Source organism: Lacunimicrobium album, assembly GCF_052161635.1.
Taxonomy (GTDB): domain Bacteria; phylum Planctomycetota; class Planctomycetia; order Planctomycetales; family Planctomycetaceae; genus SXPC01.
Genome location: NZ_CP197413.1, coordinates 1082792 through 1105862 on the forward strand (window position 1 = coordinate 1082792; position 23071 = coordinate 1105862).

Below are 23071 nucleotides of genomic sequence, written 5' to 3' on the forward strand. Positions count from 1 at the left end.
TCTGGTGTGCCACGGCTGTGCCAGCCGTGCGAGTCCAAATGGGGCGACAATCCCGCAAATCCACGGTCGATACGGCCGTAGCACACCGGAAATCTCCTCGCAATTCTTGCCGGCATCGCATCTAGGCGATCACTCCGGCTCCGACTTTGCACATTCTGTACCCATCCGCGACTTGGCCCCTACTCGCCACCGCAAATTTGCGGTATCCTAGCTCGTTTCCACTTTGCGCACTTTTCCCACGAAACGATCGTCATGACCGAAGACGCCCAACGCCCCGAAGACGAAGAAGTTAACAAGCTCCAGGACGAGCAAACGACTGGCGAAGAAAATTCCATCGAGGAACAAGTCGTCGAAGCGGATGCCATCGAAGCAGGTGTCATTGAAACAGATGTCGTCGAAGCAGGTGACGATCAGAATCTGGACGCCGAACTCGACGCTCTCGAACTCGAAGTCGATGGGATTGATGACGAAGAGCTCGAAGACTCCGAGTTGGAAGATGCCGAATTCGAAAACGCTGAACTCGCTGAAGGTGAGTTTGAAGAAGGCGAATTCGACGAAGAAGAATACTCCGCTGAAGACTTCGAGGATGCTGAACTCGAAGACGCCGATCTCGAAGACGAAGAGTTCGAAGAAGACGGCGAAGAGGAAGAAGAATTCGTCGACATGGAAGAAGCCGAGGCCTCTGCAAAACCAAAAGCAGAAGTTGGCGAAACCATGCGTCTCCAGCGTTACCTGGCCGCCGCTGGTCTGGGCTCTCGGCGTAAATGCGAAGAGATCATCCTCGAAGGCCGCATCTCGGTGGATGGCGTTCAAATCTCCGACGTCGGCGTGAAAGTCAATCCGCGCACTCAGTCGATCGAGTACGATGGCGAAGTCCTGAAATTCCAACGCCGCACATACTACCTGCTCAATAAGCCCAAGGGCATTCTCTGCACCAACTATGACCCGGATCACCGTCCACGCGTCATCGATCTGTTCGAGAATGAATCAAAGCGTCTCTTCACTGTCGGTCGTCTCGATGAAGACAGCGAAGGCCTGCTGCTGGTCACCAACGACGGCGAACTCGCCAACAAACTGGCACACCCACGTTACCGCGTCCGCCGCGTGTACGAAGTCCAGGTCGCGGGCAATCCCAGTCTCCAGACTCTCGATGAGCTGAAAAAAGGGATCTACTTCACCGAAGGTCGCTTCGCTGTCGAAGAAGTTCACAAGAAGGGCAAGCGAGGCAACAGCACGATCCTCGAAGTTGTCCTGCGACAAGGCCAGAACCGCGAAATCCGTCGCCTCTTCGCCCGTGTCGACCACAAGGTCATGACGCTGAAGCGAACCGAATTCGGCACCATGCGACTGGGCAACCTCAAGACCGGTCAGCACCGTCCCCTCACCTCCGATGAGCTCAAAGCTCTTCGCGACATGATCGATAACCCCGAAACAAGCCCAGGTCGCGCACCACGTCGCAAACCGGGCCAGGGTAAGTTCGGCGATAAGAGATCCTCCCGCGACCGTCCCTCCGGCTTCAAACGTGACGATGATCGCGGCGCACGTCGACCAGGCGGTTTCAAATCCGACGGCGGTGGCTTCCGTGATGGCGGCCAGCGTTCCGATGGTCCACGCTATGCTTCTCGACGTCCAGAAGGCGGCCAGGGAGAAGGCGGAGGCGAAGGCTATCGTTCAGAAGGACGTCGTCCTGGCGGTTTCCAACGCGAAGACGGCGATCGCGGTCCACGCAAACCAGGCGGCTTCCGTCCCGGCGGTTTCAAGCCCGGCGGCAGACGCACCGATGACCGACCATCCGGCCAGCAATTCTCTCGACGCTCAGACAGCGGCGACGATGACGAAGGCGACTCAGGCGCCCCACACCCAGCCCTCGGCGGCGACCGGCCACAAGGCCAACGCCCCGGCGGCTTCCAACGACAAGATGGCGACCGTGGTCCACGCCGACCTGGTGGTTTCCAACGCGAGGGACGCCCAGGTGGCTTCCAACGCGAAGACGGTGACCGCGGCCCACGACGTCCAGGCGGATTCCGTCCCGGCGGTGGTGGCGGTTTCCGACAAGGTGGCAGTGGCGGCGGCGGTGGCTTCCGACAAGGCGGTCAACGCTCCGACGGCTCTCGCAGATTCCCGTCTCGACGCCCGGAAGGTGGCGATGGGGAACGCGGTGGCGGCGGTGAAGGCGATCGCCCACAAGGCCGACGACCCGGCGGCTTCCAGCGTCAAGATGGCGACCGCGGTCCACAACGACCATCCGGCTTCCAACGCGAAGACGGTGATCGCGGCCCACGTCGCCCCGGCGGTTTCCGTCCCGGCGGCGGAGGTGGTGGTTTTCGACAAGGTGGTGGCGGCGGTGGCTTCCGTCCAGGGGGTCAACGCTCCGATGGCCCACGCAAGTTCCCTTCTCGTCGCCCGGAAGGTGGTGAAGGAGAAGGCCGCGGCGGTGAGGGTCAACGCTCAAGTTACGAACGTCGCCCCGAGGGACGCCCGGAAGGTCGTTCATTCGGCGGTGGACGTCCCGGCGGTCGCCCATCAGGTGGCGGCGGTGGACGACCCTACGGCGGCGGAGGCGGTGGTCGCCCGGGCGGACGTCCCGGCGGCAGAGCATTCGGTCGTCGCCCTGAAGGCGAAGGCAATGGCGGCGGCGGTCAAGGCGATCGACGCTCCTCCGGCCCAAGACCCGGCGGCAGTCGCCCTCCAAGACGCGGCCAGGACCCCAACGTCTTCAAAGGCATCCACGAAAAACGCAAACGCAAACCCGAGTAGAGCGTTTCATTTCACGTCCCTTCTCCCTTGAGGGGAGCCGTGTTTTGTTCCTTCTCCCTTGAGGGGAGAAGGTGGCGGCGCTTCGCCGACGGATGAAGGTGAGCGATAGGCAAGAGTAAGCTCTCAGTGCCTTAACCAACCTTAGGCATTAATCTTTAATCACCGTGAAACAAAGCCCCACCCCCCATGCCCTCCGGCCTCTTCATCTCCAACGACCTTTTCTTCATCAGCAAAGTGACCGGCACCGGCACCAGCCTCGGCTACCCGATCCGCGTCATCTCCAAGGCCTCTGCGTTCACCGAAGCCTTGACCAACCCCGAAGTCAACGCCGTCTTCGTCGATCTCGAACAGAAGATGCTCCCCCTCGACCAGCTCGTCGCTGCGATTCCGAACCGCGAACAAGTCACGCTCATTGCTTTCGGTGCCCACGTCCAGGTCGACGTGCTGAAGGCCGCCCGCGCCTTAGGCTTCGAAGCCGTCATGCCCCGCAGCCAATTCACTAGCGACCTCCCCGCCATCATCACCCACCTCAAAGGCGCCAGTCCCGCCTAGCCCCCGGGAGGGCGAGGCTCCGTCCGAGCCGCTGTCCCGCGTTGCAACGCTGTATCTACGAGTCGACTCGTTCCCTGTGTGCCACGGCTGTGTCAGCCGTGCGATCGCGCAATGGACGTCCATCCCCACGGCTGACACAGCCGTGGCACACACTCAAATCACGCCTGCAGCTCAGAATTAAGAAGCGGTTCCCTAATACTCCCGATGCGTCACCCCATCAATATGGGCCTGCAACTTCTGATACACGCTTTCGTATCGCCCATGCACATTCGCCCGCTTCATCTCTTCCGGCACATCGACTGCTTTGATCTGTGCCTTGAGGTCGTCCGGAATCGCGGGCAGGTTGTCAATCAGGAACAACGCCTCGATCGCATTCGCCATGCCTGACTGATCGATGTGTATCTGGCTCCCCAGCTTCTTCCACGCGGCCTGATCCCCAGGCTGCTGCGTCAACACCATGTACGACGCGAGCATCGCAACAATCGGCGTCTCATCATTGACCAGCTGACCAATCTTCGTCAGTCGCGGTTGCATGATCTTCTCACCACGCTGCAACATCCCGATCAGCCCCCAGAACCGCTGGCAGGCATCCTCACTATTGACGGCAGCATCCATGAGCGCGAGGACTTCCGGCGTCGTGTCTTCGTAGTGAATCGCGGTTTCGCACAACGGGAGATAATACATCATCGGGTACTTCATCGGATCATGCCCCATCTCGTAAGGGGTCGAGCCTTCCGAGCGAGCCAGCATCATCGACTCCGGCAGGAAGCCAACGTCTTTAATGGCCAGCAGATGATCCCAGTTCGCCTTTCGAAATCGTCGCACGACTTCGTCATATTGCGGATCATCAATCAGGTTGTGGACCTCGTCGGGATCGTTCTCAAGATCGTAAAGCTCTTCCGGTAGACGCTGAATCCATCGACTCGCCTGCGCCTCGTTGAGCTTGCCTTCGTTATACAGCCGTTTCCAGACGACCGTTGTCGGAGTCTGAAACTGATACTCGACCGGCTGAATCTCCGCCAGATGCGGATAGTAATTGTGGACATAGACGAATCGCTGATCCCGAGCACAGCGGACCATATCATAGCGCTCATCCATCCGCCCTCGGAACCCGAAGACATACTGCTGAGGCTCGACGGCTTTCGGTCCCAGAAACGCTTTCCCCTGCAGATACTCAGGGATCTCCTGGCCGGTGATCGACAGCATCGTCGGAATGAGATCGACAAAGCTGATCAGCCGATCCGACTGAGCGCCGGCCGCATATTCTTGTGAAGCCAGATGCTTGAACTTCTCCGGGAAGTGAACCACAAACGGCACTTGCAGCCCCGTATTCTTGGCTGACCTCTTATACCCAGGCATTCCTGACCCATGGTCCGAAAAGAAGAAGACAATCGTGTTCTCTTCCAAACCTGCTTCTTTCAGCTCGGTCAATCGCTTGTGAAAGAAGCCATCCAGATCATTGAGGCGGTCATAATACTCCGCCCAGTCGCGTCGAACCTCGGGGGTATCGGGATGAAACGCAGGCAGTTTGATAGCCGCTGGATCAGTGACTGGCTTGTACTTCGGGTTGCGAATTTGTGATTCGTGCGTCCCGGTGAAATTGAAGACCGCAAAGAACGGCTTGTCCGCAGGACGATTTTTCCAGTGGGCATTCTTGCTCGATTCGTCCCAGATGCCATTGGGAAGATCGACGTTGTAGTCGGTCTTGACGTTGTTGGTGCAGTAATAGCCGGCCTCCCGAAGGTAAGAGGGGAGGGATTTGATCAGGCTCGGAATCTTCACGAAGCTTCTCATATGCTGCGCTCCCATGCTCGTCGGGTAGACGCCGGTGATGATTGTCGTGCGGGCGGGGGCACAAACCGGGGCATTCGACCAGGCGGCTTTGTACAGCATGCTTTGAGAAGCAAAGGCATCCAGATGAGGCGTTCTCGCGACCGAGTCGCCGTAGCAACCAATATCAGGACTGTGGTCTTCGGACGTGATCCACAGAATATTCGGCTGGTCGGAAGTCGTTTGAGCTGCAATAGTTAACTGACTGCTGAAGCAGCAGATACCGGCCAGAGCCAAGGCCAGAATGCGAAGTGCCATACCTGTGTTTCTCCTGAGAAGTCAAAACATTGACGTCGTGCCCATGCTTGGCCCATGAGATCCTTTGGCGGACCTTACTGGAAAATTTGCTAGCTAATCAACCCCAGTACGTATCCACTGATTCTGATGTTCTTTCTGATTGTCCCTCAATCAATTGTTAATATCAAGCTCCCGTGTAAGTTGCATCCCGGAAGATTTTGACTATGATCCCTCTTTCCTTTTTCTCGGGTCACACTGGACCCGAGGCCTTCCATCTACATCCACCGATGAGTTAGTGGTCAACAGGAGACGAGTGGCGGCATGGGCGTCAAGAAATCGGGTAAAGGTCGACGAAAGCTGGGACGCAAAAAGCGACGTATGCGAGCACGTATCCGTCACCGCAAGGGCTAATTCGCGGTTGAGCTGCTGACAGCAATTCTGGGATCGCATTGTTCTCAGTCTCTGCGCGTACGCACGTTCGTTCTCACGCTCTGATTGGACATACAAAAGAGCTCTGGCCAAATTTTGCGCCCGAGCTTTTTTTCATGCGCACTCAACAAAGACAGTTTTGAACCGCAGATGAACGCAGATCAACACAGATAAGATAAGAAAAGAGATCGAATCTTCTGATTTCTTATCTGCGTCCACCCGCGTTCATCTGCGGTTCTATCTCTTCTCCCATCCGTGTTTCTTCGTGTCCATCCGTGGTTCTCTTCTTCGCTACCACTCTGCTGCCCGTGGTAACCCCCTTTCTTTTTGACTCCACAGTACTCCGGCGATACGATGAAACAAGTGACGCCGCCTGTCCGCTGGCTCACGCACGCATGGAGACAACATCGGGAAGGGCTTCTCTTGAAACACAAGCTGATCATCGACGCTGATCCTGGCATCGGCGATGCCGTCGCGATCATTACTGCACTGCTTGATCCACGTCTGGATGTCCTTGGCCTGACCGGCACAGAAGGCATGGTCAGCGGCCATCAGGCGAACTGCAATCTGGAACTGCTCGTCAATTCGGTCGACGTCCCAAAGTGGCCCAAGATCGGCTGGGCCAGTGCCGAACTTCTTGCCAACGACGAGATGGCTCTTCCGTTAACTCGCCTGAACGGCTCTCATGGCCTGGGCGACATGGAGATTCCCTGCCCTCTGCCTCACCGTCGACTCGACTCCGCCAAAGTCATGGTTGACCTGGTCAAGCAGCATCCTAACGAGATCACTCTCGTCTGCCTCGGCCCACTGACCAACGTCATGATGGCGTCCGAACTCTATCCAGATTTCCTGATCCAGCTCAACAAGCTCATCGTCCTCGGCGGCACGCTCGATGCACCGGGCGACGCGACAACCACGTCCGAGTTCAACGTCTACGCCAATCCCGAAGCGGCCCGATTTGTTCTTAAGTCGTCCGCGACGAAGATTCTGATTCCTCTCGAAGTCCAGCACAAAGTCAGCCTGACTTTCTCCGAGTTCGATCGCATCCACTTCGACGAGAAACTCCCCGCTCACCGCCTGCTTTCGAGCCTGTTGTCCTACGCCCTGAAGTCACACCGACAATACCTCGGCGAAGAAGGCATCCATCTGCGCGAACTGACTCCTCTCGCCTACATGGTCCGCCCTGACCTTTTCACCACCGAAGGCATGGCGATCGATATCGAAACCCAGGGCGAAATCACCCGCGGCATGACCATCTTCGACCGCCGCAGCAAACGCCTCTGGCCCATCAACATCGCCGTCGCCACCAAAGTCGACGCCGTGGGTGTTCGCGATTATTTCTCGAATGTCCTCTCGGGACGAGTGTTGTCGTAACGTAGCTCCCTGCCTCGGGAGGGCGAACCTCCGTGTGAGCCGCTTCTTTGTGTTGCGATACTCCAACTGCTCATAGGGCTATGATGGCTTCGCAGGTTTCGCATCCTCCTGCACACCGCTCGTTGTCGAATAGCCGGTGTCAGGTTGCAACGCAGGACAGCGGCTCGGACGGAGCCTCGCCCTCCCATTTGAACAAGCGTTGTCGTTCTCTGACTGTTTTCCACGAATTCTGTTCAACTCACTGCCACCTTTCGAACAGGTGGCAAATCTAAAACTGACTCAGCCTTTCGGCCTTCTCTTCTCATGCCGAACCTCCGACGATCAAAAAATCTTTCCCATTGCTCTTTCATCCCTGCACTCGCTCTGTAAAAATCCTCTCGATAAATTTCTCTTGTCCCTGACATAGATGGGGGGCCTACCCAGCGATGCTCGCAGTCAGCCTGTTCGTTTTCCTGGTCCTGCTATTGGGTCTCGGTTTCTGGTCGACTTCGAACATTGAGAACGAAGAGGACTACCTCGTCGCAGGTCGTCGCCTGCCTCTCTCACTGGCATTCGGCACACTCGTCGCGACCTGGTTCGGCGCGGACAGCGTCATTGGCTCCAGCGAAGCTGCCTATGAAGAAGGGATGCGCGGCGTCATTCTCGATCCCTTTGGTTGTGGCCTGGCCTTGATGGTCGCAGGCCTTTTCTTTGCCCGTCGCCTGTGGGAAATGAAACTCTTCACGACCGGCGATCTCTACCGAAACAAGTTCGGCCCGAAAACCGAACTCATTTCCTCGATCATTCAATCACTCGGCTATCTCCCCTGGATTGCAGGTCAGTATCTGGCGCTGGGGAAAGTCCTTCTGCTGGTTTATGGCATCCCGGTCAACTATGGCATCGTCCTCAGTGCTGCGATCTGCATCGCGCTCACGCTCTCTGGCGGGATGTGGGCGGTGACGATCACGGACTCCGCGCAGCTCATTATCATGTTCATCGGACTGGCGATCGTCTTCGTCGACATCATGATCCAGTTGGGCGGCGGTTCGTTCGGGCAGGGAATCACGAACTTCCTGGAGCAGACAGACCCCGAGATGCTCAGCATCATGCCGGAACTGGAAACAGTCGCGATGCTGGCTTGGGCGTCGTACTGGGCGATTGGCGTCTTCGGCAATATCCCGGGCCAGGATCTGATGCAGCGCGTGTTCGCTTCGAAAAGCAGCCGGGTTGCTGTCCAGGCCTGTCTTCTGGCAGGAGTCGTCTACATCATCTTCGGCCTGATCCCAGTCGTCGTTGGGATTCTGGCCCGTCATCAGGAGCTCATTCCGGGAGAGGGCGAAGCCGTCATGCTGACGTTCATGCGTCTTCGGCATGGCGCAGTCCTTATGACCATGTTCATCATCTCCCTGTCGGCCTGCATCATTTCAACAGCAACCTCCGCCACCCTGTCGCCATCCTCTCTGCTCGGTCGTAATATCCTCGGACAATTCGCCTATTTCAGGCAGCAGCCTTTGTGGGTGAATCGTTTCGCAGTCGTTCTCGTGACATGCCTGTCGCTTCCGTTTGCCTACCTGTCCGAAAGCATTCACGATCTGCTCAGCCAGTCTCTTGGCATCGCGCTGGTTGGGCTCTTCATTCCGTTCGTGGTCGCGACCTACTGCCAGAAGCGCCACGATCATGCTGGTGTGATTTCGGTCCTCGCTGGAACGCTTGTCTGGCTGGGGCATCTTGCGGCGATTTACCTGCTGCCTCTCTCTGAAGACCCGGCTGCTCCCAGCTCGTTACTCATCGAGTGGATCCACGCGATTCCACCGGAATTCACCGGGATCACCGCCTGTGCCATCGCATTTTGGATCTACGGCCGTCATCCTGAGGTTCGTGGCCAAACACCTGTCGTGCCCGAGCCGCCCGTTTCCCCTGTTCAGCCGGACGCGGTCGCACTATAAATCATATTCAGACTCTGTGTTCTCTGCAGAAGTTTTGCCACAGAGTACACAGAGGCCTCAGAGGTGGACGTGGGCAATCTTGTTGCACTTCGGCAATCGATGCCTCTTTCGGTTGTTTTCCTATTACTCGATTTTCGCCTCGGTTATCTCTGTGGCTAAGTCCTCACCATTGTTCAACTCTAAGCCAATTATGTCGAACGCACACGCCAAAACTCTTGCTGATAAGATTGCCTCCAAGTCCGCCGTCGTCGGTGTGATGGGACTTGGCTATGTCGGCTTGCCACTCATCAATGCCTTCACCAGCAAGGGCATCCGTTGTCTGGGGTTTGATGTTGATGACAAGAAAGTCGTCTCACTGAACAGCGGCAAAAGCTACATCAAGCACGTCAGCAACGAACAGGTTTCCTCATGGAGAGAGAAGAAGCTGTTTGAAGCAACCGCTGACATGGGTCGCCTTGATGAGCCTGATGTCATTCTTATCTGCGTCCCGACTCCTCTCAACGACAGCCGCGATCCCGATCTCTCTTACGTCGTCGGCACAACGGAAGCCATCGCGAAGAAGCTACGCCCCGGCCAGCTCGTCGTCCTCGAAAGCACGACCTATCCGACGACGACCCGCGATGTCGTCAAGCCGATTCTCGAAGACTCCGGACTCAAGGCGGGCGTTGATTACTTCCTCGCCTTCAGCCCAGAACGTGAAGATCCGGGCAATCCAGATTACACCGCAGCGGGCATTCCCAAAGTCGTCGGCGGACATGATCCTGAGTCGATGGAACTGGCCTGTGCGATCTACAAACACGCGATCGTCAAAGTCATCCCGGTCTCCAGCTGCGAAGTCGCGGAAGCCTGTAAGATCCTTGAGAACACCTATCGCGCCGTCAACATTGCCCTCGTCAATGAGCTTAAGATCCTCTACGACTCAATGGGCATCGACGTGTGGGAAGTCATCGACGCTGCAAAGACCAAACCCTTCGGCTTCCAGGCCTTCTATCCCGGCCCGGGCCTTGGTGGTCACTGCATTCCGATCGACCCGTTCTATCTGACCTGGCTGGCCCGTAAACAGGGCATGACCACCCGCTTCATCGAACTGGCGGGCGAAGTCAACTCGCGGATGCCGCAGTATGTCATCTCGCAACTGTCCGAATTCCTCAACGAGCAAGGCAAGCCGATCAAAGGCAGCAAGGTCCTGATGCTCGGCGTCGCCTACAAAAAAGACGTCGACGACCCGCGCGAAAGCCCGAGCTTTGTCCTGATGGAAGAACTCCTCAAGCGCGGCGCGGTCCTGACTTACAACGACCCACACGTCCCGCACCTCCCCAAGATGCGCCACCACCCAACCCTCCCCGAAATGAGCAGTACGGACCTCACCCCCGAAACCCTCGCCGCCCAGGACTGCGTCCTCATCGCGACGGATCACTCGGCGTATGACTACGCCTTCATCTGCAAGCATGCGAGAATGGTGCTGGATACCAGAAACGCCGCGAAGGGGGTTGCTGAGCGAGGGAATATCCGGAAGGCGTAGAGAGGACAGTTTCAAGAATGTCATCGTACGATGAAGACATTGAGCAATCGGTCGGCCTGAATGGCTGGGATTGCATCGCTATCAATGATGCTGTCCCTCCGTTTGCATACACAGTCGGACTCATCAAGACCGTGCAGCATCCCGAGTTAATCATCTTCGGTCTCAACTCAAGAACAGCACATGGGATCTTCCAGGTTCTCTATGAGGACATCCGCGATGGGAAGAACTATTACACTCCGGGACGCTATGTTCTCAGCAGACCCAATTTCGAGGTTCCAATCCAGATCCGTCGTGTTGACCGAACTCAGCATGAACTTTACCTCGGCTTCGCGATGGCATTTTGTCGTCGCATGACCCCACCGGTTGATCTTCAGGTGCTCCAAGTCTTCTGGCCGGACCAGAATGGTAAGTTTCCATTCGAGGCAGGCTGTGAGATTCCAGCCATCGCTGCACAACCACGACTGGACGAACCTGCTTCCCAAGATGGCCTCGACGAACTCCATCGGCAATTTGAATAATTGCCAGTCGTCAGTTCAAAAGCAGTTCGACAAACGTCCGATACTCCTGTGATTTCTTCCCTACTGCGCTCAACGAGCTCGCGGGATCCTGATGGGTGCCACAGGTGGCTTGCGTGATAATTGATTACGCCAAATTCTGGACTCGTAAAATGAGTGAAGTAATCCTTTGTTGTGTCCTAATGGTCGCTGAAGATTGAGTCGCGAGCCTTAACTCGCCTGTGCAAAATCCTGCCAGAGGGTCACTAACTTGTTCTTATCCTCGACCAGCTTCTTCAATCGCAGAACAAGATTGATTGCTTCTACGTCTTCACTCTTCTCGCCATCGAATAGCTTCACTTCGACGACTTTCAAACCACAGCTTTCAACCTGAGCGATGCGAGTCTTGATGGCATCGCGTATGGTTGGGAAATCGCCTGAGCAGATGACGCTTGGAATTCCCATCGTCACGCCAGGATCACCTTCGGTTTCCGTTGCCCCCATGACTGCATCAACGAGCTCTTCAGTCCACACATCGACATCTCCATCAACGATCAAATCAAAAAAGTATTTGCTCATGCTGATCTTTCCTGGCAGGTGCAATCTTTGACACGCTTATAAATACGGTCGGCGTGATCTTCCGGAACTCTTGGTGTGCCATGAACATTGTGACGACATCCAGAACGATTTGCTAAAGCACAGTACAAGACGCCGTAAACATGCGCCCGTGGCCCCGCTTTTTCAAACCGCCATCCATTACTGATCGCGTGCTCGATCGCAGCATTGATCTCTTTGTTGGGATGATACTTAGCCATTGTGGTTAGTCATTGTCGTCGGTCAAATGAGTGCTATCTCAGTGTAGCCTTGTTATTGGAGGTCTGCGAGATGAAGTCATGATTTTTTCCGTGTCCTCCGCTCTCTGTCCGTCTTCACCGCTTTCTCACTGAACCGAAATTGACGGTTTTGTGTCTGGTCCCCTATAACAACAGCTTGGCGAGCGCCTTTTGTAGTGGCGTTTGGTCCCTGTTGTTGCCATTAACCAGAAACTGGTCTCATGAACGCGCTGAAGGTCATTCTTCCTGACGGTACTGAAAAAGAATATCCCGCTCATTACTCGGCTCTCGACGTCGCCAAGGAAATTGGGGCTCGACTGGCAACGGCGGTGGTGGCTGCTGAAGTGAATGGTGTCATTGTCGATGCCTTTCGCCCGCTGACGGAGGTGTCCGACAATCCCGAGCGGATCAACCTCAAACTGCTGACCGACAAAGATCCTCTCGCGTTGGGCGTCATGCGACACTCCGCGGCTCACGTGATGGCTCGCGCGATCATGCGGCTTTATCCTGGGGTCGGGCTGGCATTCGGGCCGACGACCGGGCATGGTTTTTATTATGACTTCGATCTCGGGCAGAAAATCTCGGAAGATGATTTTCCTCGCATCGAGCAGGAGATGGCCAACATCGTCAAGGAAGATGAGCCGTTTGAGCGGTTCTATCTGGAGCGCGATGAAGCGGTCAAATTCACCGAAGGTCTCAAACAGGAACTCAAGACCGAGCACATTCGGACTGGTCTCAAAGAGCATGGCAAGCTGAGTTTCTACCGACAGGGGGAGTTCGTTGACCTGTGCCGCGGTCCTCACGTTCCGGCTGCAGGGAAGATCAAGGCTTTCAAGATCCTCTCGGTTGCGGGGACTCACTGGAAAGGGGATCAGACTGCCAAGCCTCTGCAGCGGGTTTACGGGACTGCCTGGTTCTCGCAGAAGGATCAGGATCAATACCTCGAACAGATCGAAGAAGCCAAGCGTCGCGACCACCGCGTGATCGGCAAAAAGCTCGGGTTGTTCCAGATCAATCCAGACGTCGGGCAGGGGTTGTGTCTGTGGCTGCCGAAGGGGGCGACGATTCGGGCGACTCTCGAAGAGTTCATCAAGCAGGAGCTTGTGGCGCGTGGTTATCTGCCGGTTTACTCGCCGCATATTGGGCGTGTGGAACTGTATGAGACCTCGGGGCACTTCCCGTATTACCGCGATTCTCAGTTTGCGCCGATCTTCGGGCATGATGCAGGTCGTATCATCGATTACTGCATCAACCGACTCAGTGGCGATGAGACTGGCGGGCTGGAAGCTCACGAAGAGGAAGCACTGCTCGAAGCGGCCAAGATCATGGGCTTCGATGCGACGGGTTATAAGCCGACGCTGAGCAAGGAAGAGAAGATCGCGGTTCTCCGCAAGTGGGAGAAGTCGCAAGAGCGTTATCTGCTCAAGCCGATGAACTGTCCTCACCACGTGCAGATGTATAAAGCAGAGCCTCGTAGTTATCGAGATCTGCCAGTGCGTCTGGCGGAGTTCGGAACGGTGTATCGACACGAGCAGACCGGTGAGTTGAATGGGATGCTGCGGGTGCGTGGCCTGACCCAGGACGACGCGCACCTGTTCTGTACTCCGGAACAAGTCGAAGCGGAGTTCGCAGATACTCTGGGACTGGTGAAGTTTGTGCTGCAGTCGGTTGGGCTCGATGATTACCGGGTTCAACTGTCGATTCGTGATCCGAAAAGCGACAAGTATGTCGGCTCGGAAGAGAACTGGAACAAGGCGGAAGCTTCTCTGCGAAAGGTGTTGACCGAGTCGGGACTGTCGTTTGAATCCTGTGAAGGGGAAGCGGCGTTCTACGGGCCGAAGGCGGACTTCATGGTGAAGGATGCGATTGGTCGAGAGTGGCAGCTGGGAACCGTGCAGCTCGACTACAACCTGCCTGAGCGATTCCAGCTGGAGTACACCGGGTCGGACAATAAGCAGCACCGCCCCGTCATGATTCACCGGGCGCCATTCGGCTCGATGGAACGATTTGTCGGGATGTTGATCGAACACTTTGCAGGGGCCTTCCCGTTGTGGCTGGCTCCGGAGCAGCTGCGTATCTGCACCGTGACTGATAAGGCGATTGAGTACGGACATGAACTGGCGCAGATCTTCCGCCGGAACGGGTTCCGCGTTTCCGTGGACAACCGTTCGACCAAGATCAACGCGAAAATTCGCGACGCGCAGCTGGAACTGATTCCGTACATGCTCGTGGTGGGCATGAAGGAAGCAGAAGATCGCACGGTCGCGATTCGTGACCGTGTCGAGTCGAAAGACATCGGAACGGTCTCGATCGAGGAGGCGCTCGCCAAGTTCAAGGAAGAAGTCGCCAACAAGACGATCCGGCAGCTGACCAAGTCGAAGTTTGCTCAGGTAGCCGAGACCGCTGTGGCGGCGGATAATGAGTACTAGGCAAGTCATGAGGTTTGAGTCGTGAGTCATGAGGGAGAAATCTCTCATGGCTTTTCCTCATGACTCGAAACTCACGACTCATGACTTTTTAAGGATGTTTGATGTCGTTGCCTCCGGATGATGTTTGTATCAAGGCTGTTGTGTTTGACCTTGATGGGACGATGTTCAATACCGAGATGGTGTTCCATGTGGCTGGCGATGATTTCGTCCGGTCCAAAGGTGGACTCATGACCGAGGCTCTTCGTCAGCAGATGATGGGACGTCGGGCGGCTGAGTCGATGGCGATTCTGAAGGCTGCTTTGAGTCTGTCGGAATCGATCGAACAGCTGCGTCATGAGTCACATACTTTGTTTATGGGAATGCTGGAAAGTCGTCTGGCTCCGATGCCGGGGCTGTTTGAAATTCTCCAGCGGATTGATGAACTCGGGTTGCCCCGGGCGGTTGCGACCTCGTCTCACCGGGAGTATCTGGAAGACATTCTGGGACGCTACAGTCTGCTTGATGGCTTCTCCTTCACACTGGCTGCGGAAGATGTCGTCCACGGAAAGCCTCACCCGGAGATTTACCTCGCGGCTGCTGAGCGGATGTCTTTGCATCCATCCGAAGTCCTGGTCATTGAAGACTCGGGAATCGGCACGCAGGCGGGTGTCGCGGCTGGGGTTCACATTGTCTCCATTCCTCACATTCACTCGGCCAATCAGAACTTCACGGGAACGAAACACACGGCGAGTTCGCTGATGGATCCGTATCTGTGGAAGCTGCTGGAGCGGGCTCAGTCGGGCGTGGTTTCAGCCCAGAGTTAACGCGAAGACGCAGTGACGCAAAGAGGGCGCTAAGGTGGGTGGGGCATATTCTTGCTCGCTTTTCGTGAATGGAATTTGGTTTAGACCGCTGGCCTCGACCGTGCACGCCGAGGTTGTTATATGGTGCCTGTCTGAAAAATCGGCGGCAAGAGGAAGTTGGGTGTTTGAAAAGAAAAGGTCAGTCTGATAAGTCGGTGAGGAAGATTTGCCACAGAGGTCACAGAGAACACCGAGGATTAGAGAGTGGAAAACAACCCGTTGGCGAGATTTGCTGGAGTCGTTAGGAGTTACCTTGCATGGGTTGATTCTGTCGAACATGATTTCATGGCACTGAGAACTTTATTGCTTTCGCTGTTGCTGACTGTGCCCGAGTTGGAAAAGCTTGATCGAGCAGGTGACGACGTCGAGTACCCTCGGCTGGAGATGGATGTCTGGAGAACGAAGCTCAATCAGATCGTGGTACCATTTTCACATTATCATAGCCATTTTGAACCACTCGATCTCGATGAGGGGCAACCGATCATCAGCATGGTGCATGACGATTTAGCGGACATTTATGCTGACCTTTGGCAAGGGATGCAGGCATATGAGGCTGGTGATTTAAGAAACTCTGCGTGGATCTGGTGGCATGGTTTCTTGTCTCATTGGGGACATCACGCTTCTGACTTAATTCCTGCAGTTGATGACTATTTGCGAAAGTCACGTGGGTTTGCTTAAGCAGAATACACACAGACAGGAATGTCTGTGCCACGGGGATTCCCCTCTCTGGGACCTCTGTGTTCTCTGTGGCCAAATTCCGCTCTTTGCGACTTCGCGGCTTTGCGTTACATAAATCTGTATGCGGATCATTTACGGTTGTAACACGCAGGGGCAGGGGCATCTTTCGAAGGCGGCGGCGCTGGTGCCGATTCTTCGGGGGTGGGGGCATGATGTGCATGTGGTTTCGTCGGGGCCGGAGTCTTTGCAGGGGTATGTGTTTGAGAAGCATCTGCATGTGCCGGGGCTGGAGTATGTGATTCAGGATGGCCAGACGGATTATCAGGCGACGGCGGCGAAGTGGGCGCGGTCGATTCCGAAGATGGTGGGGAGTCTGCTGAAAGTGAAGGCGCTGGTGCGGTCGTTTCGGCCGGAAGCGATTGTGAGTGACTTTGAGCCGTTTACGGCGTCGCCGATGCTGGGAGCGGATTGTCTGGTGACGTCGGTTTCCAGGCAGGTGACGTTGTGTGATCCGGAGATCCCGTCGCCGGAAGGGATGGACTTTGATCGTCGATTGGCACGGACGACGATTCGCCTGTTTCTGCTCGGCTCGGATCGTCAGTATGGCTATCACTATGAGCCATCGACGTGGCGTTCACTGCCGCCGATTATTCGGCCGGAGCTGGCGAGTGTGACGCCGAGTGTGGGGGAGCATCTATTTGTTTACAACTTCCATCATTGCCATCTTCAGCGAGCCAATGAGCTGGTGGCGTGGGCGAATTCGCGGAAGCAGCTGGTGAAGTGTTATGGGTTCATGAACGAGAAGCCACGCGGGCGGGAGGGGATGGTTGAGTTCTGCAAGCCGGGGCGGGATGAGTTGCTGTTTGATCTGGCGAGCTCGCGGGCGGTCATTACGACGGCGGGATTCACGCTGCCGATTGAGTCGTATCTGTTTGCCAAGCCGACGTCGGTGGTGCCGATTCCGAATCAGTGGGAGCAGCTGACGAATGCGTTTCACCTGGAGAATGCGGGGATGTCGAAGCACTTGATTGATTGGGATTACGATGCGGCGATGCGGGTGCCTGTGCCTGTGGAGAATGAGGGGTTACGGGTGTGGTTGAGGACGCCGGCGGAGGTGGTGTTGCGGCAGATTTTGGGGTGATTCTTGACAAAACAAGATATTGCTTAGACACAATTCATTGTTACAATGGATATGCCTTTAAAAATCACGTTTGAGGAAATTGGAGCATCTTATGAAGCTAAGCGATGAACTAAAAGATGTTATCAGTCTGTCGAAAGCTACTCAAGAATATTACGAAAGAGAACTGCCAAAATATCATCGCAACTATCCTATTGTTGATATGACAGAAGCATCTCCGCCTGTACCGAAAGAGAGTAAAACTCTTCAGGAAAAATTAGAGAAACTAGGTATTAAATCTGTTGTAGAAATGCTTTACATTATGTACCTCGGAAGAGGTGATTTTGATGTTGCATCACTCAGAGATGACTTAGATTCTTTAGATAAGAACTTCACAGACAAAAAACGTGCGATCGAACAAATGACTTCTAAGGCTCCGCTTTCGGACTACCTTGAGGATGGAAGCGAAGTACTAAAAGAAAATAATATTGATTTAGACAAAATACGAGCTCTTTCAGTTTCACATTGATTGATAAGGATAAAACTTGCCATCAAATGCTTATAAAATACATCTCAAGGCACTGTTGCATGATGCTCAAGAACTCGATGATGCGCATACTGAATTGAGCACTGGAAAACCTGGTCGACAGTATAAATTGGCTTCGATCAACCGTGCCATAGTAGTGATATGCATTTCTGCATGGGAATCATATATCGAGGAGTTGGTTCGAGAATCGATGACGGCAATTGCGCCAACTGGTCCAACTCAGCAGGTCTGGACGAGCTTGAATACTTATGTGACTTTTCGCTTGAAAAAATTTAATACGCCAAATAAAAATAATGTAAAAACACTTTTATTTGAGAGTATTGGAATTCAAGATATCCATACTTTATGGTCTTGGCAAAAATGCTCTTCGCCACAGGCAGTTAAAAGACTAGATGAGGCCATGGAATTACGCCACAAAATTGCCCACGGGGTTAATCCTCGCCCAGTTATTCACAACATGTACGCAGGCAGCTTGGCCCCGTTTATTGAGCGTTTGGCGCGTTGTACTGATGTTGCAGTTAGATCGCATTTGATTGCTGCCCATGGTATCGCAACTCCGTGGCCCTAATAATTAATATGACAATGTGTTTAATCACTAATGGTGATCGGTGCGGGCGAGTTCTTGTTCGATGGTGTCGGCGATTTCGGCCATTTCTAAGACGCAGCGGCGGATTTCTTCGGCGTCGACGGTGCCCAGAGGGTAGGCGTCCTGCATGACGTAATGTTCGACGCCGTCGATGTGTTGCAGGCAGATGCGGCCATGGGCGAGTCGGGTGTTGATGCGGAGGGCGTTTTCGGCGAACTTGTCACCGTAGGGGCGTTCGCAGCAGATGGAGGAGATCTCGACGAGGCGCTGGCTGATCGTACCTGACGAGGTGTTGATGAAGATGCGCTGCTTGCGGTTATAGGGAAGTTCGACGTAGACGTCGTAGCGGTCGCCGTTGCGTTGCCAGCGGATGTGTTTTTCGAACTCGAAGGCCTGATGGATCAGGGTATCGAGGTCTTCCAGTTCACCGAGCGCTGCGGAGAGCATCTGCATGACCTGGTAAGCTGACTGTGGACGGTTCTCGGGAGATGGGTGGAGCATCTTGTCGAGGCAGTGGAGGATCTCGAGAGGAAGATGGTCGACGTCCTCACGGATGCGGGTCATCAGCGAGGCCATGTGAGCGGGGAGATCGTAGATTGTCAGGCTGGTGTGTTTCGCGGAATCGGAAGGCGTTTTGCCCGTCAGGAGTGCGTAATAACAAATGCCAAGGGCGTAGATATCTGTGGTCGGCGAGGCGGATTCGCCGGTGAAGAGTTCGGGTGCGAGATAGCCGGGGGTGCCGACGAGGGTCGTGCGGTCGAGTTGGCAGGCCTGTTTGAAGCGGAAGGCGAAGCCAAAGTCGACGAGCTTGGCGCGTTGATCGGAGGTCAGCAGGATGTTGCCGAGTTTGAGGTCGCGGTGCAGAAGTCCCTGGCGGTGAGCTTCGGCGAGTCCGTGGGCGGCCTGCATGACGAGGCGGGTGGCGCGGATGGGGTCGATCTTTTTGTGGATCGAGACGTAATCAGCGAGCGAACCGCCGGAGAGGTATTCCATCTCGATGAAATGGAGTTCTCCTTCGCTGCCGACGTCGTGGGTAATGATGATGTGCGGGTGGTTGAACAGCGATGTGAGCCGGGCTTCTTCGCGGAAGAGGGCGAGGTAATCGTCGTGGACGATGCGGTGTTGTTTGGGGTTGAGAATCTTGAGGGCGCAGTGTCGGTTGAGGTCTTTGTGGCGGGCGAGGAAGACGGCGCCCATGCTCCCCTGGCCGAGCTTGAGTTCGAGGCGATACTTTTCGAGCATGGTCCCAGCCGGGAGATTGAGAGCGAGCGAGGTGTCGCCTGGGTTCATGCCTTTGCCGGTGAACGTCGACTCCTTCTCCGAACCAAGCGGAGCGTAGACGGTGGCGGAGTCAGAGATGGCTGGTTTGTCGGACATGGGTGTTAGTGTATCACGGGTTTTGGTTCGCTGCACGGGTTTTTGGGAGAAGACTGGAACGCAGAGGCCGCGGAGGGGAGCAGAGGTCTCGGAGGAGAAGTTTTATAAGGCGAGGAGAAATCTAACCACGGATGGACACGGAGATGCACGGATAAGAGGGAGAAAGAACGGGAGAGTTTTGGCTGATGATTGGTGGCGCAATGGGAGTCGGTCGTTGCCTAGCGCTCACCCTCATCCGCCCTTCGGGCACCTTCTCCCCTCAAGGGAGAAGGGACGAAATATCGCTTCTCTCAAGTGTGATGAGGCAATAATGGGGGAGAATTCGTAGGTCGTTGCGGAATATTGAGGGGGAATGTTCCGTTATTTCAAGGTTTCGGGGAGGTTGTTGAGGTCGAGGCGGTACATGATGTTGTTGTAATCGTAGCGGGGGGTGGGGGTGGTGGTTTGGGAGAAGGTGTGGGTGTAAGTGCCTTCGAAGTGGATGGTGCGGCCGTTGTGCTGGTCGAATTCGTAGTCGTAGCGGGGGTTGTAGAATGAGTAATGGTTGTGGGTGAGGAGTTTGACGGCTTTGGTCCAGGGGCCGACTTTGTCCTTCGACGTGGAGAGCCAGACTTCGCCGAGGGTGGAGGTTTCGCCGCCGAGTTCGGTGAAGATCATGATGTATTTGTTGAGGTACGGGTTGAAGTGACAGGAGCCGTTGTGGACCTGGATCGGTTTGCCGGTGGCTGCGTCGGTCATTTGACGGAGGGCTTTTTCGGCTGGGAGCTGGCCTTCTTTGATGGCGGCTGATTCCTGCTTCTGTGACAGCGGTGTGACGGCTTGTTTCCAGCCTTGGAGGGGGCGATAGTACTCGTATTGAGTCGGATCGCAGTAGGCATCGAGGGTTGCGGGGACGCGGATGTGAGGGAAGGGGGCGGTGAGGTAGAGGTAGTCTTTGCCGGTGTCGGGATCGCGTTCGAGGAAGGTGTGGCAGGCGATGTCTTTGAGGTGGGCGGGTTCGGCATCGAATTCTTTGAGGCGTTCGAATTCTTCTTTTTCGTCGTTCCAGATGACGATGCCCCAGCGGTAGGCCTGCATGTTGGGGCGGACTTTGATGTCATGCGCGACCATTCGCTCCTTGCCGTCTTTGTCAGGGAGGACGGCGAGAGCGCCGATCCATGTGGGGCCTTCGCCGGGCATTTTCGCCATGGGTTTGACGAAGCCTTCGGGGTTTTTGAAGAAGGAATACTGTTCAAACAACGGAGCGGATGAAGGCCACAGCGAGGTGGTGGCTCCTGTGATGTGGAAGTTGCCGAGGGGGTAGCTGAGTCGGTTGGTATCGCCCCAGAACCAATAACGTTTGTTTTTGTAGGTAACGGACATGATGCTATCGCAGCCTGAAAGGATTTCTTCAACTCGCTGATTTCGGTCAACATCGCCTGTGCTTCGAGAATGGGCTAACAATCCCGTGCCGGTCGTGCGGTAGAGGCGTTCGGCGAGGTTTTTGCGTTTGATTTCGAGTTTGGTTTCGCCTCCGGGGGTGAGGGTGACTTTTTTGCCACGCATGCCGAAGCCATCGGCGGGGTACTCGTATCCATGAGATTTGATGGTGAAGTAGACGTCTTTGCCGAGGAGATCGGGTTCGGTGATTGCGACGATGCCGTTGTTGTCTGAGACGTGGATGATGCCGTTGGTCGTCGTGAGTTCGACGAGCGGAACGCGTTGGTGTGTGTTCCCCACTTCAGTGATGACGATCTTGTGGAAATCGGTGGCCATGCATAGGGAAGTCAGGAAAAAGAAGACTGGAACGCAGAGGGTGCGGAGGGGAGCAGAGGTCGCGGAGGGGTTTGGGGACATGACTTGCCTTTGATGGATAACGGGGCCGGTCGGGGGGACAATCTCGGCGTGGCGAGGGAAATTCGTAGGGTTCTTTGCAATTCAGAGTGTTCAGGATACAATAACCGATTCGCTCGGGGCGGGCCAGATGTTGGTTCGGGAGCGGGGTTTGTGACGAGGGGAAGCTTCGCTTGCCTTGTCCGTACAGTAGAGCTGATAGTCGATCTTTGCCTATCGCCCACCCTCATCCGCCCTTCGGGCACCTTCTCCCCTCAAGGGAGAAGGGACAGAGTTTTACGTGAGATCAGTTATGGAATTGCCGGTTGTTACGAAATCGTCCCTGGGTGTTTCTGGGGATTACTCGCGTGGGAAGTATGCCTTCGTGTCGCTGGGGTGTCCGAAGAACCTCGTCGATAGTGAGAAGATGCTGGGGAATCTGGCGTTGGATGGGTACACGCTGGTATCCGATCCGTCGGAGTCGGATTTCGTGATTGTGAATACCTGCGGGTTTATTGAGAGCAGCCGGGCGGAGTCGAAGTCGGTTATCCAGGAGATGCTGGAGCTGAAGGCAGCGGGGAAGACCAAAGGGGTCATCGTTGCGGGGTGTCTGGCGGAGCGGATGGGGTCTGCGTTGCTGGAAGAGATTCCGGAGATTGATCACATCGTTGGTGTGTTTGGTCGGGATGAGATTGTCAAAGTCGCGGATCGGATGGTCGGGAATCATCGTGAGCAGCGGTCGCTGTTTCGTCCTGCTCCGGTCAAGGCGATGGATGACCGGGCTCGTCTGCGGATGACACCGGAGCATTATGCGTATTTGAAGATTTCGGAAGGCTGTGATCGGACCTGTACGTTCTGTGCGATTCCCAAGATGCGTGGTAAGCACGTCACCAAGCCGATGGAGATGGTGATTGAGGAAGCTAAGGAACTGGCGGCTGACGGGGTCAAGGAACTGATCATCGTCGCGCAGGACACCACTTACTATGGCATGGATCTGTATGGGCAGGTCATGCTCGCTGAGTTGCTCAGGAAACTGGAGCAGGTGGACGGGATTCAGTGGATTCGGCTGATGTACCTGTACCCAGTCAACTTCACTGATGAGTTGATTGGGACGATTGCTGAGTCGAAGAAGATTCTGCCGTATCTGGATATGCCGCTGCAGCACATCAGCAGTCGTGTGCTCAAGAGAATGCAGAGACGGGTTGATCGGGAGCGAACAACGACGCTGGTTGAGAAGCTGCGGGCTTCGATTCCGAACCTTGTCCTGCGAACGACGTTTATCACCGGGTTTCCTGGCGAGACGCAGGAGCAGTTTGAAGAGCTCAAGAGCTTTGTGGAAGAGACTCGTTTTGAGCGCATGGGAGTCTTCACTTACTCCGTCGAGCCGGGGACGCCTGCGGTTAAGCTGGATGATCACCTGCCGGAGGAAGTCAAGAACGAGCGACGCGATATCCTGATGGAGATTCAGCAAGGGATTTCGAAGGAATTCCACGAGTCGCTGCTGGGGTATGAGCTGGATGTCATCATCGATGAAGAGCATGAAGACGGCGTTTTCGTCGGTCGCTGCTTTGCGGATGCTCCCGAGATTGATGGGGAAGTTTTCGTGGGAGCCGAAGGGTTGAAGCCGGGGGATATTGTGTCGGTGGAGATTCTGGAAGCCAGCGAGTATGACTTGGGTGGTGAGATTTCTGGTGGGGATGAGGACGAGGAGTAAGCTCCTGCTATATCGT

General features: G+C 55.4%; 17 protein-coding genes. 13 read left to right on the forward strand and 4 right to left on the reverse strand.

The window, feature by feature from the left end:
* Nucleotides 1–252 precede the first annotated feature (252 nt).
* Both SH248x_RS04225 and SH248x_RS04230 read left to right on the forward strand, forming a co-directional pair.
* Nucleotides 253–2757, forward strand: coding sequence for a pseudouridine synthase (locus SH248x_RS04225; protein ID WP_459557270.1), 2505 nt, complete (start codon nt 253–255; stop codon nt 2755–2757).
* Between the two features lie 186 nt (nt 2758–2943).
* Nucleotides 2944–3309, forward strand: coding sequence for a hypothetical protein (locus SH248x_RS04230; protein WP_459557271.1), 366 nt, complete (start codon nt 2944–2946; stop codon nt 3307–3309).
* Nucleotides 3310–3501: 192 nt separating this feature from the next.
* Here SH248x_RS04230 and SH248x_RS04235 read toward each other — a convergent pair whose 3' ends face one another.
* On the reverse strand, nt 3502–5397 hold the full coding sequence (locus tag SH248x_RS04235) for a sulfatase family protein (protein ID WP_459557272.1): 1896 nt from the start codon (nt 5395–5397) through the stop codon (nt 3502–3504).
* Nucleotides 5398–6228: 831 nt separating this feature from the next.
* On the opposite strand from SH248x_RS04235, the gene SH248x_RS04240 reads away from it, so the two are divergent.
* From SH248x_RS04240 to SH248x_RS04255, 4 genes are all read left to right on the forward strand, one after another.
* The gene (locus SH248x_RS04240) at nt 6229–7179 is read left to right on the forward strand and encodes a nucleoside hydrolase (RefSeq protein ID WP_459557273.1); all 951 of its coding nucleotides are present in this window, start codon (nt 6229–6231) and stop codon (nt 7177–7179) included.
* Between the two features lie 425 nt (nt 7180–7604).
* Nucleotides 7605–9104: a high affinity choline transporter 1 gene (locus tag SH248x_RS04245; RefSeq protein WP_459557274.1), complete on the forward strand. Its 1500-nt coding sequence runs from the start codon at nt 7605–7607 to the stop codon at nt 9102–9104.
* A 190-nt stretch (nt 9105–9294) separates the two neighbouring features.
* Entirely contained in the window at nt 9295–10626 is a 1332-nt protein-coding gene (locus tag SH248x_RS04250; RefSeq protein ID WP_459557275.1) for a nucleotide sugar dehydrogenase, read from the forward strand.
* Between the two features lie 17 nt (nt 10627–10643).
* Entirely contained in the window at nt 10644–11144 is a 501-nt protein-coding gene (locus SH248x_RS04255) for a DUF4262 domain-containing protein (RefSeq protein ID WP_459557276.1), read from the forward strand.
* Nucleotides 11145–11351: 207 nt separating this feature from the next.
* Here the strand turns inward: SH248x_RS04255 and SH248x_RS04260 are convergent, their stop codons facing one another.
* A complete protein-coding gene (locus SH248x_RS04260) occupies nt 11352–11699 on the reverse strand; it encodes a hypothetical protein (RefSeq protein WP_459557277.1) in 348 nt (115 codons plus the stop codon).
* A 475-nt stretch (nt 11700–12174) separates the two neighbouring features.
* Here SH248x_RS04260 and thrS point away from each other — a divergent pair, with 475 nt between their 5' ends.
* The 6 genes from thrS to SH248x_RS04290 all read left to right on the forward strand — a co-directional run bounded on the left by thrS (nt 12175) and on the right by SH248x_RS04290 (nt 18134).
* Nucleotides 12175–14382 carry a threonine--tRNA ligase gene (thrS, locus tag SH248x_RS04265; protein WP_459557278.1) on the forward strand — a complete coding sequence of 736 codons (2208 nt, stop codon included), beginning with the start codon at nt 12175–12177 and terminating at the stop codon, nt 14380–14382.
* 101 nt (nt 14383–14483) lie between these two features.
* Complete coding sequence (locus SH248x_RS04270; protein ID WP_459557279.1) at nt 14484–15185, forward strand: HAD family hydrolase; 702 nt, start codon at nt 14484–14486, stop codon at nt 15183–15185.
* 243 nt (nt 15186–15428) lie between these two features.
* A complete protein-coding gene (locus SH248x_RS04275) occupies nt 15429–15902 on the forward strand; it encodes a DUF5063 domain-containing protein (RefSeq protein WP_459557280.1) in 474 nt (157 codons plus the stop codon).
* 121 nt (nt 15903–16023) lie between these two features.
* Complete coding sequence (locus SH248x_RS04280; RefSeq protein ID WP_459557281.1) at nt 16024–17043, forward strand: glycosyltransferase family protein; 1020 nt, start codon at nt 16024–16026, stop codon at nt 17041–17043.
* A 91-nt stretch (nt 17044–17134) separates the two neighbouring features.
* Nucleotides 17135–17548, forward strand: a complete 414-nt coding sequence (locus tag SH248x_RS04285; protein ID WP_459557282.1) for a hypothetical protein — start codon at nt 17135–17137, stop codon at nt 17546–17548.
* Nucleotides 17549–17564: 16 nt separating this feature from the next.
* A complete protein-coding gene (locus tag SH248x_RS04290; protein WP_459557283.1) occupies nt 17565–18134 on the forward strand; it encodes a HEPN domain-containing protein in 570 nt (189 codons plus the stop codon).
* A gap of 27 nt (nt 18135–18161) precedes the next feature.
* Here SH248x_RS04290 and SH248x_RS04295 read toward each other — a convergent pair whose 3' ends face one another.
* Nucleotides 18162–19529, reverse strand: a complete 1368-nt coding sequence (locus tag SH248x_RS04295) for a serine/threonine protein kinase (RefSeq protein ID WP_459557284.1) — start codon at nt 19527–19529, stop codon at nt 18162–18164.
* A 360-nt stretch (nt 19530–19889) separates the two neighbouring features.
* Nucleotides 19890–21365 carry a hypothetical protein gene (locus SH248x_RS04300; protein WP_459557285.1) on the reverse strand — a complete coding sequence of 492 codons (1476 nt, stop codon included), beginning with the start codon at nt 21363–21365 and terminating at the stop codon, nt 19890–19892.
* A 289-nt stretch (nt 21366–21654) separates the two neighbouring features.
* On the opposite strand from SH248x_RS04300, the gene rimO reads away from it, so the two are divergent.
* Nucleotides 21655–23055 (forward strand): MiaB/RimO family radical SAM methylthiotransferase, encoded by a 1401-nt coding sequence (gene rimO / locus SH248x_RS04305; RefSeq protein WP_459557286.1) that lies wholly within the window; start codon nt 21655–21657, stop codon nt 23053–23055.
* Nucleotides 23056–23071: the final 16 nt, after the last annotated feature.